This window comes from Marinomonas sp. IMCC 4694 (assembly GCF_008122525.1).
In the GTDB taxonomy this organism is placed as follows: domain Bacteria; phylum Pseudomonadota; class Gammaproteobacteria; order Pseudomonadales; family Marinomonadaceae; genus Marinomonas.
Genome location: NZ_VSRV01000001.1, coordinates 1,463,450 through 1,480,287 on the forward strand (window position 1 = coordinate 1,463,450; position 16,838 = coordinate 1,480,287).

15 protein-coding genes are annotated in these 16,838 nt (G+C 46.1%); all 15 read left to right on the forward strand.

From position 1 onward, the window contains the following. Positions 1-138 precede the first annotated feature (138 nt). The 15 genes from mraZ to ftsZ all read left to right on the forward strand — a co-directional run bounded on the left by mraZ (position 139) and on the right by ftsZ (position 16,787). Positions 139-594, forward strand: a complete 456-nt coding sequence (gene mraZ / locus FXV75_RS06625) for a division/cell wall cluster transcriptional repressor MraZ (protein ID WP_148835271.1) — start codon at positions 139-141, stop codon at positions 592-594. Further along, complete coding sequence (gene rsmH, locus FXV75_RS06630) at positions 591-1,529, forward strand: 16S rRNA (cytosine(1402)-N(4))-methyltransferase RsmH (protein WP_148831760.1); 939 nt, start codon at positions 591-593, stop codon at positions 1,527-1,529. The genes mraZ and rsmH overlap by 4 nt, the downstream gene beginning before the upstream one ends. Continuing rightward, positions 1,522-1,800, forward strand: a complete 279-nt coding sequence (gene ftsL, locus FXV75_RS06635) for a cell division protein FtsL (RefSeq protein WP_148831762.1) — start codon at positions 1,522-1,524, stop codon at positions 1,798-1,800. The genes rsmH and ftsL overlap by 8 nt, the downstream gene beginning before the upstream one ends. Beyond that, positions 1,797-3,560, forward strand: a complete 1,764-nt coding sequence (locus FXV75_RS06640) for a peptidoglycan D,D-transpeptidase FtsI family protein (RefSeq protein WP_148831764.1) — start codon at positions 1,797-1,799, stop codon at positions 3,558-3,560. Before ftsL ends, FXV75_RS06640 begins: the two co-directional genes overlap by 4 nt. Before the next feature lie 17 nt (positions 3,561-3,577). Further along, complete coding sequence (locus tag FXV75_RS06645) at positions 3,578-5,059, forward strand: UDP-N-acetylmuramoyl-L-alanyl-D-glutamate--2,6-diaminopimelate ligase (RefSeq protein WP_148831766.1); 1,482 nt, start codon at positions 3,578-3,580, stop codon at positions 5,057-5,059. Next, complete coding sequence (murF, locus tag FXV75_RS06650) at positions 5,049-6,395, forward strand: UDP-N-acetylmuramoyl-tripeptide--D-alanyl-D-alanine ligase (protein WP_148831768.1); 1,347 nt, start codon at positions 5,049-5,051, stop codon at positions 6,393-6,395. Before FXV75_RS06645 ends, murF begins: the two co-directional genes overlap by 11 nt. Before the next feature lie 14 nt (positions 6,396-6,409). Next, the gene (gene mraY, locus FXV75_RS06655) at positions 6,410-7,492 is read left to right on the forward strand and encodes a phospho-N-acetylmuramoyl-pentapeptide-transferase (protein WP_148831770.1); all 1,083 of its coding nucleotides are present in this window, start codon (positions 6,410-6,412) and stop codon (positions 7,490-7,492) included. 9 nt (positions 7,493-7,501) lie between these two features. After that, the gene (gene murD, locus FXV75_RS06660) at positions 7,502-8,851 is read left to right on the forward strand and encodes a UDP-N-acetylmuramoyl-L-alanine--D-glutamate ligase (RefSeq protein WP_148831771.1); all 1,350 of its coding nucleotides are present in this window, start codon (positions 7,502-7,504) and stop codon (positions 8,849-8,851) included. After that, entirely contained in the window at positions 8,848-10,044 is a 1,197-nt protein-coding gene (gene ftsW, locus FXV75_RS06665; RefSeq protein WP_148831773.1) for a putative lipid II flippase FtsW, read from the forward strand. Before murD ends, ftsW begins: the two co-directional genes overlap by 4 nt. Next, the gene (gene murG / locus FXV75_RS06670) at positions 10,041-11,114 is read left to right on the forward strand and encodes an undecaprenyldiphospho-muramoylpentapeptide beta-N-acetylglucosaminyltransferase (protein WP_148831775.1); all 1,074 of its coding nucleotides are present in this window, start codon (positions 10,041-10,043) and stop codon (positions 11,112-11,114) included. The genes ftsW and murG overlap by 4 nt, the downstream gene beginning before the upstream one ends. Further along, positions 11,111-12,532, forward strand: a complete 1,422-nt coding sequence (gene murC / locus FXV75_RS06675; RefSeq protein WP_148831777.1) for a UDP-N-acetylmuramate--L-alanine ligase — start codon at positions 11,111-11,113, stop codon at positions 12,530-12,532. Before murG ends, murC begins: the two co-directional genes overlap by 4 nt. 1 nt (position 12,533) lies before the next feature. Next, a complete protein-coding gene (locus FXV75_RS06680; protein WP_148831778.1) occupies positions 12,534-13,487 on the forward strand; it encodes a D-alanine--D-alanine ligase in 954 nt (317 codons plus the stop codon). 3 nt (positions 13,488-13,490) lie between these two features. Next, positions 13,491-14,171 carry a cell division protein FtsQ/DivIB gene (locus FXV75_RS06685; protein ID WP_148831780.1) on the forward strand — a complete coding sequence of 227 codons (681 nt, stop codon included), beginning with the start codon at positions 13,491-13,493 and terminating at the stop codon, positions 14,169-14,171. Positions 14,172-14,246: 75 nt separating this feature from the next. Continuing rightward, positions 14,247-15,518, forward strand: a complete 1,272-nt coding sequence (ftsA, locus tag FXV75_RS06690) for a cell division protein FtsA (protein WP_148831782.1) — start codon at positions 14,247-14,249, stop codon at positions 15,516-15,518. A 39-nt stretch (positions 15,519-15,557) separates the two neighbouring features. Next, entirely contained in the window at positions 15,558-16,787 is a 1,230-nt protein-coding gene (gene ftsZ, locus FXV75_RS06695) for a cell division protein FtsZ (protein WP_148831784.1), read from the forward strand. Positions 16,788-16,838 lie beyond the last annotated feature (51 nt).

Genomic DNA, 16,838 nt, shown 5'->3' on the forward strand with positions numbered 1-16,838 from the left:
TACTGTATAAGAACCGCTTTCAATAAGCGGTTTTTTTGTGCCTTTTTTTTAGTAAAACGCCATTAAAACAATATTTTTTTACTATTTTTACGAAAAATGTTAAATTGTGGGAAAATGTGTCGATAAGTGGGTATGAGCGTGTTTAGAGGGATTCATCAAGTCAGTGTTGATGTGAAGGGGCGAATGTCACTTCCAGCACGATTGCGCGATGAACTTGCTCTTTATGACAGCAGTGGTGTGGTTGTGACCATAGACCCTATTTCTAGGTGTTTGTTGTTATACCCGTTAGCTGAGTGGGAGTTGATTCAGCAGAAGCTTGATAAACTGCCCACGTTTCAACCTCAGGCAAGGCGTTTGCAGCGTCTTTTGGTTGGTCATGCAACAGATGTAGACGTTGATAAAGCGGGCCGGATCCTTCTGCCAGCGCCATTACGTGAATTTGCTCGATTAGATAAAAAGTTGACACTACTTGGTCAGGGTAAAAAATTAGAGATTTGGAGCCAAGAAGAGTGGGAAGCTCAGCGCGAAGATTATTTGTCTCAAGATGCCCTTGAGGACTTACAGACTGAAACCATGATGGATATTTCTTTATGACAAAGACGATGGCAGAACACATAAGCGTGATGCTTGATGAATCCGTCGATATGCTCGTAACCGACACAGACGGCCTGTATATAGATGGTACGTTTGGTCGCGGTGGCCATACTCGCTTGGTATTGGAGCGGCTCAACGAGGGCCGTTTGCTTGGCTTTGATAAAGATCCGGTGGCCATTTCACATGGCAAGTCGTTAGAGAAAGAAGACCCCCGTTTTACCATCGTTCAAGATACTTTTGCCAACATGTCTGAACACATCTTATCGGTATTTGGTGTGAACAGAGTAGACGGTGTGATGATGGATTTGGGTGTGTCATCTCCTCAAATTGATGATGCCGAGCGTGGTTTTAGCTTTATGAACGACGGCCCGCTTGATATGCGCATGAACCCAGATAAGGGGTTGAGCGCGGCACAGTGGGTTGCAACGGTCAGTGAAAAAGACATGGCCGATGTGATGTATCAATACGGTGAAGAGCGTTTTTCTCGTCGAATTGCTAAAGCTATTTGTGAATATCGTTCACACACGCCTATTTTAACCACTTTGCAGCTTTCAAAAATTGTTGCCGAAGCAAACCCCGCGTGGGAAAAAGGCAAAAACCCCGCCACTCGTGCTTTTCAAGGCATTCGGATTCATATCAATAATGAGCTGGGCGATTTAGAAGTGGGCCTTGATGCCGCGGCAGACGCGTTAAAAGTGGGTGGTCGGCTGGCGGTTATCAGTTTTCATTCCCTTGAAGATCGTATTGTTAAGCGTTTTATGAAACTCAAAGCCAAGGGTCCTGAATTACCTAGGCATTTGCCTATTCGAAACGCACATCTGGACATTAAATTTAAAACCATTGGTAAGGCTATTAAACCATCTCAATCTGAGGTGAGTGACAATGTCCGCTCCCGCAGTGCTGTGCTGCGTGTATTGGAGAGGGTGAGTGATTAAGGTGAGTGTTTCGCCTTGGCCCTTTGCGGTCGGTGTGCTGTTTTTAGCCATCACTTCGATCGCGGTTGTTATACAAGTGTATGACTTTAGAAAAGATTTTTCTTATCTTCAGACATTAAAGCAAGATGAAGTGGATTATGAAGTGAAATGGGGTCAGTTGCTTCTTGAGCAAAGTGCACTGACTCAGCCTAGCCGTTTAGAGCAGTCAGCGGTAAAAAAATTGAATATGCACGCTCCCTCACAAAATGAATTGATAATAGTGAAGCCATGAAGATTGAAGACAGTATTCATATACCCGGCAAATGGCGCGTCAGATTTGTGTATGCGATTGCACTACTGTTGTTTCTTGTGGCAGGAGGTCGATTGTTCTATCTGACGGTGGTAGATAAAGCCTTTTTGCAGAATCAAGGTGAAATGCGCGCGGTCAGAACGGAATCGATTCCGGCTACACGAGGCATGATTTTAGATCGTCGTGGTGAGCCTTTAGCTGTGAGTACGCCAACATGGACCTTAGTCGCGAATCCAAAAGCATTGTGGGCGATGGCCGCAGACCCCTCTCAGAACATAGGCCCAGAGCAAGAAATTAAACGGCTCGCTGAAGTGATGGGGGTTGGTCGTGCTTGGTTGCAAGAAAGGTTTGAGTCGAATAAGACGCGTTCATTTATGTACTTAAAACGTCAAATTCCCCCTCATGAAGCGGAGGAAATTATGGCTGCAAAAGTGCTGGGCGTGATCAAAACGAAAGAATACAAACGATTTTATCCGGCGGGTGAAGTGGCTTCCCATGTTGTCGGTTTTACGAACATCGATGACAAAGGTCAAGAGGGAATTGAGCTTGCTTACGATCAAGCGCTTGAGGGACAGCCTGGTCGACGTAGCTACGTTAAAGATTTAACCGGTAATATTATCCGCGGTATTGGTGTTGAAGAGACTGAGCGCCCAGGTGAGAATATTGAGCTCAGTATTGATCTTAGACTGCAATATTTGGCTTATCGTGAATTAAAAGCAGCGGTCACTGAGCATCGAGCCACGTCGGCGTCTGCTGTTATTTTAGATGTTAAAACGGGCGAAATTCTTGCCATGGTGAATCAGCCATCTTACAACCCTAATGACCGTTCCAAATTAGAGTATGAAGAGCTTAGAAATCGCGCCGTAATTGATTTGTTTGAGCCTGGCTCAACCATGAAACCATTCACGGTATCGGCGGCATTGATGTCGGGGCAATACACCACAGAAACCACCATTAATACCTCACCAGGGTATTTACGATTCGGTCGATTTACCATTCGAGATGCCGCGAATTACGGCGTAATTGATTTTGAAAAGCTACTGATCAAATCCAGCAACGTGGGGGCATCTAAAATTGCTTTATCGCTTCCACAGGACGCTATTTGGAATATGGATTATGAACTGGGTATTGGTTCCCAAGTCGGTATTGGTTTTCCTGGCGAGGCGTCAGGTGTTTTGCCGTCTCATCCAAAATGGCACCCTTCTGAAATTGCTACCTTGTCTTATGGGTATGGTTTGTCCGTGTCCACTCTCCAGCTTGCTCAGGCTTACATGACATTAGCGAATAATGGCTACCGTGTTCCTGTCACTATTTTTAAACAAGATGTGCCGGCACAAGGAAAGCAAGTTATCCCTAATGATGTGGCCAAAGATGTTGTGAAAATGATGGAGGCGGTTGTGCAGGAAGGGTCGGGTAAGGCCGCACAGATTCCAGGCTACCGAGTAGCAGGTAAAACCGGTACGGTTCACAAAGTAGGGTCAAAAGGGTATGAATACGATCAGTATATTGCTTTGTTCGCTGGTGTCGCGCCGGCGTCAAACCCAAGGCTGGCGATGGTTGTCATGGTGAATGACCCTAAAGGGCGTGAATATTACGGTGGTGAAGTTGCAGCGCCAGTATTTTCTCGTGTTATGGAAGGGGCGTTAACGACCTTGAATATCTATCCAGATTTGCCTGAGGGTTTGAGGGAAGTGCGATTGGAACCGAAAAAGTCGCCCTACAGAGTGGTGCAAGGTGGCTGATTGGTTAAGGTGTTTAAATGAGTAAAGTGACTCATTTACAGCTGTTGGATTTAGCGGGTTACTCTTTAGAGAATGATTCTTTAAAAAGTAATTCGCATTCTGCTTTTTATACAAGGGTGGAAACTGACAGCCGTAAAGTTAACGGTAGCAGTGTTTTTTTTGCTTTGCCTGGGGTGGCATCAAATGGTTGGGATTACCTTGATGCGGTTGTGTCGCTGGGGTGTAAATTAGCCGTTGTTCCGTCTTATTTGGCTTTGCAACGTGATGATATTGAGCTGATTTCTGTTGAAAGTCCCACCGCGCTTTTGGTGATGTGTTTGCAGCGCTATTTTGGCCATATGCCAGAGCATATTGTGGCTGTTACTGGAACAAACGGTAAATCCTCTATTTGTTACTATGTGGCTCAGCTAGCCGAATCTATGGGTTTTAACAGCGGACTGGTTGGCACTTTCGGTGTTGGGCCTTTGCAGCAGCTTAAAGAAGCGAAGCAAACGACGCCCGATGTTTTGTCTTTGCAGCGCATTTTAATGAGCATGTCATCGTCGGGTGTTAATTTTGTCGCGTTTGAAGCCTCATCTCATGCGCTCGATCAGGGGCGTATTGACGGTGTGCCTTTTCAGACCGCTGTATTTTCAAACCTCTCTCGTGATCACCTCGATTATCATGGCGATATGATGTCTTACGCCACAGCAAAGCAACGCCTCTTTGCTTTCAATGGTCTAGCTAATGCGGTTATTTGTCTTGATGACGACTATGCGTCTTTCATGGCAAGCGTGGTGACAACCTCGACTTGTTGCTACTACAGCGAGCAAAATACAGCGGCCGATTTTTACGTCAAGCAGCTGACTTTAGGGCCAGAAGGCAGCGAGTTTATTTTGTGTCATCCTGAGGGTGAGACAAGCGTTTTTTTGCCTTTATTAGGCCGTTTCAATATTTTAAATGCTTTGGCCGCTTTAGCCAGTCTATGGCATGAGGTGAATGACAAACATATTTTAATAAAGGCCTTGTCTTTATTGCGCGGTGCGCCAGGAAGAATGGATAAGTTACAACACGAAGGCTCGCCTCTTGTGGTGGTGGATTATGCTCATACGCCCGATGCGTTGCAGGTTGCTTTGTGTGCTTTAAAGGAGCATTCAAAAGGACGCCTTATATGTGTGTTTGGGTGTGGGGGGGATCGTGATCGTGGTAAGCGCCCGTTGATGATGCAAGCGGCGTTAGAAAATGCAGATTATGTCTGGTTGACGTCAGATAACCCTCGTACTGAGTCAATTGAGCAAATCTTTTCCGACGTGTTGTTAAACACTTGTGTCGACGAAAATTTTCGTTTTGAGCCAGATCGTCGAAACGCTATTCAACAGGCTATTTTGTCGGCCGATCAGCATGATGTTGTGCTTATTGCGGGCAAGGGGCACGAAAACTACCAAGAAATACAAGGCATCAAACATCATTTTGACGATCGAGAAGAGGCGCTAAGGGCGTTGGAGCGATATGTTAATTAATCTTACGCTTGCAGAGATAGCGACAGCCTGTCATGGCGAATTAATCGGTGCAGACCGGTCGATTACTTGTGTGGTTACAGATACCCGCCACATTGTAAAGGGCTGTTTGTTTGTGGCTATTAAGGGGGAGCGGTTTGATGGTCACGATTACGCAGCGGAAGCGATTGAACAAGGTGCTGCTGGGCTTTTATCCGAGCAGGATCTCGGCCTGCCATCTTGTATTAAAGTCGATAATACCACTGTGGCCTATGGCAGGATTGCGCGTTTAATCCGAAATGCCTTTAAACGACCTGTGGTGTGTATTACTGGCAGCAATGGAAAAACGACAGTGAAAGACTGGTTGGCGCAATCACTCAGTGAAAGCAATGTCTTAAAAACCCAGGCGAATTTGAATAACCAAATTGGTGTTCCGCAAACCTTGTTGGCCCTAAATAAATTTCACGACATGGCCATTGTAGAAACAGGCACCAGTTTTCTAGGAGAGATTGCGCAGCTGGCTAAGATTGCCTTTCCTGATGTAGTGATTTTAACCAACGCCAGTGGCAGCCATTTTGAAGGGCTAGGCGATTTAGAGAGCATAGCCAAAGAGAAAGGCGAACTGATTTCAGGTTCAGCACCCCGCGCTCAGGTGATCTTAAATGCAGATGATCCGTTTTTTGCTTACTGGTGTAGTTTAGCCGGTGAGCGCCGTGTTTACTCTTTCGGCTTTTGTTCGTCGGCCGATTTGTACGCGACGCAGATAGCGTTGTTTGCTGATTTTAGCTCCGCGTTGTTTTGTTACGGCTCGCATAAGCAAACAGTCTTGATTGCGGGGGCGGGCAAGCATCACATTGCTAACGGTATGGCCGTTGTACTGGCCATGCTGGCTTTGGGGTTTGATTTTGCATATTCGGTGGCGCAATTAGCTCGTCCTGTTATGGTATCGGGTCGATTGGAGCGACTTGAGGCAAAAAATGGCGCGTTATTAATTAATGATTGTTATAATGCCAGCCCGTCCTCTGTTGAGGCTGCTATCGATGTATTAGCGATGCAATCGGCTGAGAAAACATGGCTGATTTTAGGCGCACTCGGCGAGCTTGGCGCTCAACAATATGATATCCATTATGGTTTAGGCCTCTACGCAAAAAACGCAGGACTTTCCCATTTGGTGTGTGTTGGTCCTATCGCAGCGGTTGCCGGCAAGGCTTTCCGAGATCGCGGAGGCGATGTTGTGTTTTGCGACACTCACTTAGAGGCGGCCGCGGTGGTGGCTCATCTTGATAAAAAACACGCCATTTTAGTGAAAGGCTCGCGCTCTGCTAAAATGGAATATGTAATTAAAGCATTAATTAATTAGGATAATCCTTACCAATGTTACTTCTGCTAACGGCTTTTTTAAGCAAATATTACACATTTTTTACTGTCTTTAATTACTTGTCTTTGCGAGCTATTTTAGGTGTTTTAACCGCTTTAGCGATCTCTTTATTAATTGGTAATAAAGTCATTCTGTTGTTGCAGCGTTTGCAAATAGGCCAAGCGGTTCGCAGTGATGGTCCTCAATCTCATCTAGCAAAAGCGGGTACGCCTACTATGGGCGGGGCGTTGATTATCTTCTCAATTTCTGTCAGTACCCTGTTATGGGGCGACTTGCGTAACCAATACGTATGGGTTGTGCTTTTGGTGATGTTGGCCTTTGGTGCGGTGGGTTGGGTGGATGATTATCGAAAAGTCGTCGAAAAAAATCCGCGCGGTTTACCAGGCAGATGGAAGTATTTCTGGCAAAGTATTTTTGGTTTAATGGCGGCGATTTATTTGTATTACACCGCAAGTACCCCAGCTGAAACCGCCCTCATTGTTCCGTTATTTAAAGACATTGCGATTCCTTTAGGGCTGTTTTTTATTGTATTGACGTATTTTGTGATTGTTGGTACCAGTAATGCCGTTAATTTAACCGATGGGTTAGATGGCTTGGCGATTTTGCCCACTGTATTAGTAGGAGGCGCTTTAGGGGTGTTTGCGTATTTAACCGGTAACGTGAAGTTTGCCGATTATTTGTTGATCCCTTATGTCCATGGCACAGGGGAATTATTGGTGTTCTGTGCCGCTCTGGCCGGTGCAGGGTTGGGTTTTCTTTGGTTCAATACTTACCCTGCGCAAATTTTCATGGGCGATGTGGGGTCCTTGGCGTTGGGGGCTGCGTTAGGGACTATTGCCGTGATCGTTCGCCAAGAATTGGTCTTGTTTATCATGGGCGGGGTTTTCGTTATGGAAACTGTGTCGGTTATTTTGCAAGTGGCGTCTTACAAACTGACTAAGCGTCGAATATTTCGAATGGCACCCATACATCATCACTTTGAACTCAAGGGGTGGGCTGAGCCAAAAGTGATTGTGCGCTTTTGGATTATTACGGTGTGTTTGGTTTTAGTGGGTTTTGCCACGTTAAAAGTACGTTAGGGGTTGAGTATGTCGTTGATCGGGTCAGATCGGGTTAAAGCCGTCGTTGGCTTGGGGGCGACGGGCTTGTCTTGTGTGCGCTTTTTAGCGAGTAAGGGAATGGATTTTTATGTGGTGGATTCTCGCGACAATCCACCAGGGCTCGAGGAAGCAAAAAAATACTGCCCAGAAGCGCGCATTTTTACTGGTGATTTGTCGGTGTTGGAAACGCTTGGGTTGACTGAGCTTTTTGTCAGCCCTGGTATTGCATTGAGCACCCCTGTGCTTGCGCGTATGGCGCAAAGTGGTGTGATTATGCGGGGCGATATTGATTTGTTTTGCGATTACGCCGATGCGCCTTTTGTCGCGATTACGGGCTCAAACGCCAAAAGTACGGTAACCACTTTGGTGGCTTTGCTGTTGCAAGCGAGCGGTAAAAGTGCAAAAGCCGGCGGTAATTTGGGGTTGCCAGCGTTGGATTTGCTATCGCCTGATACTGATTTTTATGTACTTGAATTGTCCAGCTTTCAGTTAGAAACGACGCACGCCTTGCAAGCGGATTTGGCTTGTCTGCTCAATGTTTCTGAAGACCATATGGATCGTTACAAAGATCTGTATGAATACCAACGTGTGAAACAAAAAGTCTATCGTGGTTGTAAGGCGGCTGTGTGTAATAAACAGGATATTCTGACCGCACCTTTATTACCAGAAGGGGTGCCCGTAAGAGCTTTCACTACAAAGAGCCCGGATTTGAAAGAATATGGGATACTCAAAGACGGCGATGGTTCGTGGTTGTGTCGTGGTGTTGAAAGGCTATATCACACCTCTGATATTGCGCTTAAAGGGGCTCACAATCATGCGAATGTGTTGGCCGCTTTGGCAATGCTCGAGTTGTTAGGGGTGCCGGTAAAGTCGGCGGCTGTTGCTAAAGTCTTAAGCGAGTTTTGTGGCTTGGCACATCGATGCGAAACGGTTAGAACCCTTGGCGACGTGACCTATATTAATGATTCAAAAGGGACGAACGTCGGCGCTACTTTGGCGGCCTTGCAAGGGTTGGGCGTTCCCGGTAAGCAAAATATGCTGCTAATTGCTGGCGGTGAGGGCAAAGGTGCGGATTTTCGTAGTCTTTCTAAGCCCATTAAAGAGCTAGTCCGAACGGTGTATTTGTTTGGCAAAGACGCGCAGAGTATTGCATCAGCATTGTCCAGTGACACGATAGTTAAGCGGTATGCGACGTTAGATGAGATTGTTGCTTGTGTTGATCAGGACAGTCAAGCTGGTGACATTGTGTTGTTGTCGCCGGCGTGTGCCAGTTTAGACATGTATGTAAATTATGAAGCCCGTGGCGAGCATTTTATTCGCTTGGTTAATGCCTTATGAGCGGGTTGAATATATTTGACCGGGTGTCGCTGCGTGAATTCTCTCAAGTCGATACGGTGTTTGTTATTTCAGTGTTGTCTATTCTTGCTCTGGGTTTAGTGATGGTGTCCAGTGCGTCTATCTCTATTTCTGAAAGTATCCATGGTCACCCTTATTTTTTTATGGGTAGGCAAGCACTTTACCTTGTTTTAGGTATTGTATTTGGCTGTCTGCTTGTGTCATTACCCACCCATCAGCTTCAGAAACATGGTGTTAAAATAATGTGGCTGTCACTGGCTTTGTTGGTGATGGTGCTGGTTCCAGGTGTTGGTAAAAGCGTCAATGGCAGTCAGCGCTGGATCAATCTGGTGGTATTCAATTTACAGGCGTCTGAAGTGGCTAAAGTCTGTATGGTGATTTATATCTCGGGCTATTTAGTACGAAGAGCAGAGCGTTTGCGGCAAGGTAGGTGGGTGGGGTTTATGCTGCCACTTTTCCTGTGTGGCGTGTTTTTGATGTTTTTGTTGTTAGAGCCAGACTTCGGTGCCTCTGTGGTGTTGTTGGGCACCGTGATGGCGTTGCTGTTTTTGGGTGGTGCTCCGCTTTATCAGTTTTTGGCTCTATTAGGGATTGCATTTGTCGTTTTATCAGGTGTTGCTATTTCAGCAAGTTATCGCTTAAAACGTTTGATGAATTTCGTTGATCCGTGGGCCGATCCTTTCAATGAGGGGTACCAGCTGAGTCAAGCATTGATTGCTTACGGACGGGGTGAATGGTTTGGCTTAGGGTTGGGTAACAGTGTGCAAAAGCTGTCTTATTTGCCGGAGGCTCACACTGATTTTGTATTTTCTATTTGGGTGGAAGAAACGGGCATGTTAGGAGGCTTGTTTCTGATTTTTTTATTCGCGGTTATGGTGACTCGTGCGTTTAAGATTGGGCATGATGCGATGGCGTTGGCGCGCCCTTTTGCCGGGTATATGTGCTTTGGTTTTGCCATTCTTATCCTTGCTCAAGTTATCATTAATATCGGCGTGAATACGGGTTTTTTACCGACTAAAGGGCTGACTCTTCCTCTGATCAGTTATGGCGGCAGTAGCTTGATTGTTACCTTGGGCAGTTTGTTTGCTATCGCGCGTGTTGATATCGAAAATCGTCGTGTTCAGCGAGATCACCAACAGGAAGTGAGTGAAACGCTAAAAGTGAGTGAAGTATGAGCACCGTTAAAAAAATCATTATAATGGCGGGTGGTACAGGCGGTCATATATACCCAGCTTTGGCCTGCGCTCAATGTTTTAAAGAGAAAGGTTTAGAGGTCCAATGGCTCGGTTCAAAAGGCGGCATGGAAGAGTCCGTCGTGCCGGATCAAGATATTCCGCTTCACTCATTATCGATAAAAGGTGTCAGAGGGAAAGGGGGGCTTGGGTTATTTGCCGCGCCATTCAGAATATTGCACGCTATTGGCCAAGCCATAGCGGTGTTGCAAAAAGTAAAACCAGATGTTGTTTTAGGCATGGGGGGCTTTGTTGCAGGTCCCGGAGGCGTGGCGGCACGTTTGCTTGGCATTCCCTTGATCATTCATGAGCAAAATGCCATTGCAGGCACGACGAATAAGCTTCTTGCTAAAATAGCGACTGTTAAGCTTCAGGCATTTGACGGGGCACTTTATCAAGGTGTGAGTGTTGGCAATCCCATTCGAGCTGATATTTTGGCACAACACGTTCGTCCTTGCAGAACCGAGACGGCGCGTCCATTGCGACTGTTAGTGGTTGGCGGCAGTTTAGGGGCGAAAGCGATTAATGACGTTATTCCTCAGGTTTTAGCGCAATGGCCTTTTTCCCAGCGTTTGGATGTCTGGCATCAAACCGGAAAGCGACATTTTGACGAGGTGTCACAATGTTACCAAGCGGCAAAAGTAGAAGCCCGTGTCGAAGCGTACCTCGATAACATGGATCAAGCATACTATTGGGCGGATGTGGTTTTGTGTCGCGCCGGTGCCATGACCGTCAGTGAGCTGGCTATAGTCGGCTTACCTTCTATTTTAGTGCCTTATCCTCATGCGATAGACGACCATCAAACAGCCAACGCTCGTTTTTTAGAAAAAGTGGGCGCGGCTTATTTATTGCCTCAGTCCCAGTTAAGCCAAGAAATCATCACGTCCTTACTCAGCGGTTTATTAGAGAGTGAAGAGACATTATTAAAAATGGGTGAGCAAGCGACCTCAATTGCGTGCCCAAATGCAACCCACGATGTGGTTGCACATTGTTTAGGGTTAATAAAATCATGATAGATCAAAAGGTTCAATACGACATTCCAACGATGCGCCGTATCCAAAATATTCATTTTATTGGTATCGGTGGTGTCGGCATGTGTGGCATCGCTGAGGTGCTGCATAATCAGGGTTATCAAGTGACTGGCTCTGACCTTAGGGCGTCTGTTGCGACAGAGCGTTTGGAGGGTTTGGGCATTAACGTTCACATCGGGCATGTTGAAGAGAATGTCTACGATGCTCATGTAATCGTCGTCTCAACCGCCATTAACGAGCAAAACCCTGAAATTATCTGGGGTAAAGAGCACCGTATTCCTATTGTTCGTCGCGCTGAAATGTTAGCCGAGTTAATGCGTTACCGTCATGGGATTGCGGTGGCGGGCACGCATGGTAAAACCACCACGACCAGTTTGATGGCGTCTATTCTTGCTGCAACGGGCGAGGCGCCGACGTTTGTTATTGGTGGGCGTTTAACCAGTGCGGGTGCCAATGCTCAATTGGGAAGTAGTGTTTATTTGGTTGCTGAAGCCGATGAGAGTGATGCTTCGTTTCTGCATTTGCAGCCACAAACCGTGATAGTGACTAACATTGATGAAGATCATATGGATACTTATGACGGTGATTTTGAGCGCGTTAAGCGAACTTTTATTGAGTTTATTCACAATTTACCTTTTTACGGTCTGGCTGTGTTGTGTGTGGATGATGATAATGTCCGTGAAATTCTACCGTCTTTGAGTCGTCCAGTATTAACCTATGGGATCGAGCAGGAGGCAGATTTTTACGCTACCGATATTGTTCAAATTGGCCGTCATTGTGAGTTTCTTGCGCATCGACCAGAAGGTGAGCCATTAAAAATTCGCTTGCCCATGCCGGGGCGTCACAACGTACTGAATGCACTGGCTACCATAGCAGTATCCACCGATCTCGGTGTGGATTCCCTTGCCATTCAAGCCGGTTTAATGGGTTTTGAAGGTGTTGGACGACGTTTTCAGGAACAAGAGCCTTTGCTTCTGCCTAATGGTGAGCACGTGATGTTTGTTGATGATTACGGTCATCATCCCAGTGAAGTGCTGGCCACGATAAAAGCCATTCGAGATGGATGGCCAGATAAAAGGCTGGTGATGGTGTATCAGCCTCACCGTTACACGAGAACGCGTGATCTATATGAAGACTTTGTACGAGTGTTATCTCAAGTCGATGTGCTCTTGTTGCTGGACGTATACTCTGCAGGAGAAACCATGATCAACGGTGCAGACAGTCGATCTTTGTGTGGCAGTATTCGACAGCGTGGAACTGTTGACCCTATTCATGTGGGCAGCGAATCAGATCTACGGTCAATTTTGAGTAACGTGTTGCGCAAGGGGGATTTGATGATTACACAAGGGGCGGGTGATATTGGTAACCTTTCTAAAAACTTATCAATCAGTGGGATCTAACATGGCTAATACACAAATGCAGCCTGTGATTGCCGTTATTTACGGTGGCCGTTCTGCCGAGCGTGATGTCTCTTTACAAAGTGGCCCCTTAGTCGCCGCGGGCTTACGCTCTAAAGGTTATCAGGTCGTTGAGCTGGATCTCTATGGGCCTGGGGCGCAGCGTGATCCTGTTGTTCAATTACAATCTATCGAATTTGATCTTGCATTTATTGCTCTGCATGGCGGTGAAGGAGAAGATGGTCGCGTGCAAGCCTTATTGGGTATGCTGGGTAAGCCCTACACTGGCAGCTCGCCTTTGGCGTGTGGATTGGCTATGGACAAAGTGTTAACCAAGCGTTTTTGGCATGGTATTGGAATTCCTACGCCAGCTTATTTGTCGTTTGTTGGGCAAGCGGACGCCGACCTTATTGAATCGAAAATGTCTTATCCGATGATTGTAAAGCCTTCTCGAGAAGGATCGACAATTGGTATTAACAAGGTAACAAATCGTGGTGAGCTTAACGACGCATTATTGAAAGCGCTTCAATATGATTCTGACATTCTCATCGAAGCCTTTGTGGATGGGCCTGAATTTACGGTCACTATTATCGATGATGTGGCTTTTCCGGCCATTGGCTTAAAGCCTGCTGCCGATCATACCTTGTATGACTATGAGGCCAAATACATTGCAAACGATACCGAGTATCTGTTGCCCTGCGGTTTAAGTGTTGATGATGAAAATGAACTGTTGGCTCTCTCTCTTCAATCTTATCGCTCTTTAGGCTGTTCTGGTTGGGGTCGTGTTGATGTGATGCGCGATCAATCTGGCGTCTTTTGGGTGCTTGAAGTGAATACTGCGCCAGGTATGACATCGCATAGTTTGGTGCCGATGGCCGCCAATTATGTTGGTATCGACTATGCATCGTTGGTAGAGAAGATCGCGCAAAATGCATGGAATGACGTTGGGCGCGATTAGACAATGAGAATGCTACTGCTCATAGGGGCTATTTTTCTGGTACTGGTTGCCTCTTTTCAGGGAAGTGACGTTTCAAATGACTGGTTCGCCATCCAAAAAATCGAAGTGAAGGGCAATCTGAACTACGTTTCAGAAGACGAATTACTGGCTGACTTTTCTTCATTAATGGGGGCCAACCTGTTAAATGTTCCCTTGTCGGGCGTGCTCGAGGTTGTTTTGTCATCAGAGTGGGTAGCCAATGCTGAAATTCGTAAAATTTGGCCTAATACCCTGCAAGTTCTTGTTCATGAACACACACCTCTTGCTTATTGGGGGGATGGGCAATTGATATCCACCTCAGCGGTTATTATCACCCCGCAACAGGTGCCAAAATTGCCGCTTACTAAGCTATACGGACCTGATGGATCAAGCGGTGTCGTGTTAGAGCAGTTTGGTTTGATTAGCCAAGTACTTTCCTCGACCTCTTTGCGTGTTGCCTCACTCAACTTAGAAGAGCGAGGGGCATGGCGTATTATTTTTACCAATGGTGTCGCGGTAAAGCTCGGAAGAGAAGACATTCTAGAGAGATTGCAGCGTTTTATAGCGGTGTATAAAAGCGATTTATCGGGTAGAATAGACCGGATAAGCTCAGTTGATGCTCGTTACCCCCATGGTGTTGCAGTAAGTTGGGTAAAAAATAATTAACATTGGCCTGATTGTTGCTTTTTTACACGATTGAGAAGGGCTTATTACCACAATACGTACTGCCGGGAAGGTGAAATGATAGTCGGTTTAGATGTAGGTACATCAAAAGTTATTTGTTTGGTCGGTGAGGTGCTGGCTGACGGTAGTTTAGATATTGTTGGTATTGGGTCCCATCGTTCAAAAGGTATGAAGCGCGGTGTTGTCATCAATATAGAATCTACGGTGCAATCTATACAGCGTGCAGTAGAAGAAGCGGAATTAATGGCCGGTTGTAATATACATTCGGTTTATGTGAGTGTGGCAGGGAGTCATATTCGCAGCTTAAATTCCCACGGTATTGTGGCTATTAAGCACGGAGAGGTACAGCAAGAAGATATCGATAGAGTGATTGATGCCGCGCAAGCTGTGCCCATTTCCTCTGATCAGAAAGTGCTGCATATTTTGCCTCAGGAATACCATATCGATTCTCAGGAAGGTATTAAAGATCCTTTGGGTATGTCTGGTGTTCGTTTAGAGGCAAATGTGCATTTGATTTCGGGTGCAGCCAATGCCGTGATGAACGTTGAAAAATGCATTAAGCGATGTGGGCTCGGTGTAGATGGTGTGATTTTATCACAGCTGGCTTCCAGTGAATCCTCATTGAGTGAAGACGAAAAAGACTTAGGTGTTTGTCTCATTGATGTAGGGGCTGGAACGTCGGACATTGCTGTCTGGCTCGATGGTGCATTACATCATACTGCGGTCATTCCAGTGGCCGGCGATCAAGTTACGAACGATATCTCAATGGCCCTGCGAACACCAACGCAACACGCCGAAGAAATTAAAGTCAAATACGCGTGTGCAATGTCTTCAATGGCAAAGGCCGATCAGGTACTTCAAGTGCCGAGTGTGGGTGATCGTCAACCAAGGTCAATTACCCGCCACGCATTAACTGAGGTTGTTGAGGCCCGGTATGAAGAAATTTACAATCTAGTTTTAGACGAATTAAGACGTAGTGGCTTTGCGGAGCGGATTCCTGCTGGCATTGTTATTACTGGTGGTACCTCTCTAATGGAGGGGGCTGCAGAGTTGGCGGAAAAGATATTTCAAATGCCCGTGAGATTATCTTTACCAGATTGTACTAAAGGAATGTCAGATATTGTCGATAACCCAATATACTCAACAAGCGTTGGTCTATTGGTTTACGGAAGTAAAGAGGCTGAAGTATCAGAGATCTCTAATCGCACAATGTCTAAGACGCAAACTAAACAAGAAGCGTCAATTTTGGCTCCAAAAGAAATCGGGCCATCCTTCAGTGCAACGAAGGCGTGGCAAAAATTAAAACACTGGTTTGAGAGTTACATTTAGTCAGAATTGATTGTGAATTTACAAAGGAGCGATATGCCCATGAACGTCTTTGATTTAGTAGAAGATAATGTATCCGATAATGCGGTGATTAAAGTCATTGGTGTTGGCGGGGGTGGCGGTAATGCTGTGCGTCACATGTTAGAAAACCGGTTAGAGGGCGTCGAATTTATTTGTGCCAATACCGATTCTAAAGCGCTTATAGGCTTTGAAACTGGCGTATCTTTGCAGTTAGGCTCAACCATCACAAAGGGATTGGGCGCTGGAGCAAATCCAGACGTTGGCAGAGATTCCGCGTTGGAAGATCAAGAGAAAATTACTCAGTTATTGACCGGCGCTGATATGGTGTTTATCACAGCGGGTATGGGTGGCGGAACAGGGACTGGTGCGGCTCCCGTTATCGCTAAAGTGGCACGTGAATTGGGTATCTTAACCGTTGCTGTTGTCACCAAGCCCTTTCCCTTTGAAGGCCGACGCCGAGCTAAGGTTGCCGATGAAGGGGTGCGAGAGTTGCGTGAAAACGTTGACTCTTTAATTACTGTCCCCAATGAGCGCCTTTTGCCTGTGCTTGGGAAAAACATCACATTATTAAAAGCATTCGGTGAGGCGAACAATGTCTTATTTAATGCGGTTCAAGGTATTACCGATTTGATCATGCGTCCCGGGTTGATAAACGTCGACTTCGCGGATGTGAGAACAGTAATGTCTGAAATGGGTATGGCCATGATGGGGACAGGCTCGGCATCGGGTGAAGACAGGGCGAGAGTAGCGGCAGAAGCGGCTATACACAATCCCTTGCTAGAAGACATCAATTTAAGAGGTGCACGTGGTGTGCTTGTAAATATAACGGCAAACGAAGAGGTAGGTTTGTCCGAGTTTACAGAGGTTGGTGGAATAATAGAAGAATACGCATCGGAAGATGCAACGGTCGTGATTGGTTGTGCTATTGATCCTAGTGTAGGGGATGAAATGCGAGTCACGGTGGTTGCAACGGGGTTAGAGGGGCGCATGGCAGCGGAAATGAAATCTGCTGTTGGTGATTCTGTCGTTTCTAATCCTGTTGTTGCGAAGGTAGAGCAAGTTGTTGAAAGTAGTGATTCTAAAATGACTGTTGCTCAATCTGTGCTGACACCTTCACCTGATGTGAAGGTGAAAGCAGTAGAGAAAAACTTGGATGAAAAGGTGGAGTCTGCTGATTCTTCCCATCTTTCAAGTGGCGATAAATTATCGTATTTGGACATTCCGGCATTTTTGCGTCGTCAAGCTGATTAGTTTGAGTAAAGACGATGCAAAGTCAGTGCGTCGGATTGTATAAAAAATGTG

What these genes read in the sequence shown, in the direction of transcription:
- FXV75_RS06685 (WP_148831780.1), top strand. Translation starts at nt 13,491, where the DNA reads ATGAGAATGCTACTGCTCATAGGGGCTATTTTTCTGGTACTGGTTGCC.
- FXV75_RS06640 (WP_148831764.1), top strand. Translation starts at nt 1,797, where the DNA reads ATGAAGATTGAAGACAGTATTCATATACCCGGCAAATGGCGCGTCAGA.
- ftsW (WP_148831773.1), top strand. Translation starts at nt 8,848, where the DNA reads ATGAGCGGGTTGAATATATTTGACCGGGTGTCGCTGCGTGAATTCTCT.
- mraY (WP_148831770.1), top strand. Translation starts at nt 6,410, where the DNA reads ATGTTACTTCTGCTAACGGCTTTTTTAAGCAAATATTACACATTTTTT.
- FXV75_RS06645 (WP_148831766.1), top strand. Translation starts at nt 3,578, where the DNA reads ATGAGTAAAGTGACTCATTTACAGCTGTTGGATTTAGCGGGTTACTCT.
- murC (WP_148831777.1), top strand. Translation starts at nt 11,111, where the DNA reads ATGATAGATCAAAAGGTTCAATACGACATTCCAACGATGCGCCGTATC.
- FXV75_RS06680 (WP_148831778.1), top strand. Translation starts at nt 12,534, where the DNA reads ATGGCTAATACACAAATGCAGCCTGTGATTGCCGTTATTTACGGTGGC.
- murG (WP_148831775.1), top strand. Translation starts at nt 10,041, where the DNA reads ATGAGCACCGTTAAAAAAATCATTATAATGGCGGGTGGTACAGGCGGT.
- murD (WP_148831771.1), top strand. Translation starts at nt 7,502, where the DNA reads ATGTCGTTGATCGGGTCAGATCGGGTTAAAGCCGTCGTTGGCTTGGGG.
- murF (WP_148831768.1), top strand. Translation starts at nt 5,049, where the DNA reads ATGTTAATTAATCTTACGCTTGCAGAGATAGCGACAGCCTGTCATGGC.
- ftsZ (WP_148831784.1), top strand. Translation starts at nt 15,558, where the DNA reads ATGAACGTCTTTGATTTAGTAGAAGATAATGTATCCGATAATGCGGTG.
- rsmH (WP_148831760.1), top strand. Translation starts at nt 591, where the DNA reads ATGACAAAGACGATGGCAGAACACATAAGCGTGATGCTTGATGAATCC.
- ftsA (WP_148831782.1), top strand. Translation starts at nt 14,247, where the DNA reads ATGATAGTCGGTTTAGATGTAGGTACATCAAAAGTTATTTGTTTGGTC.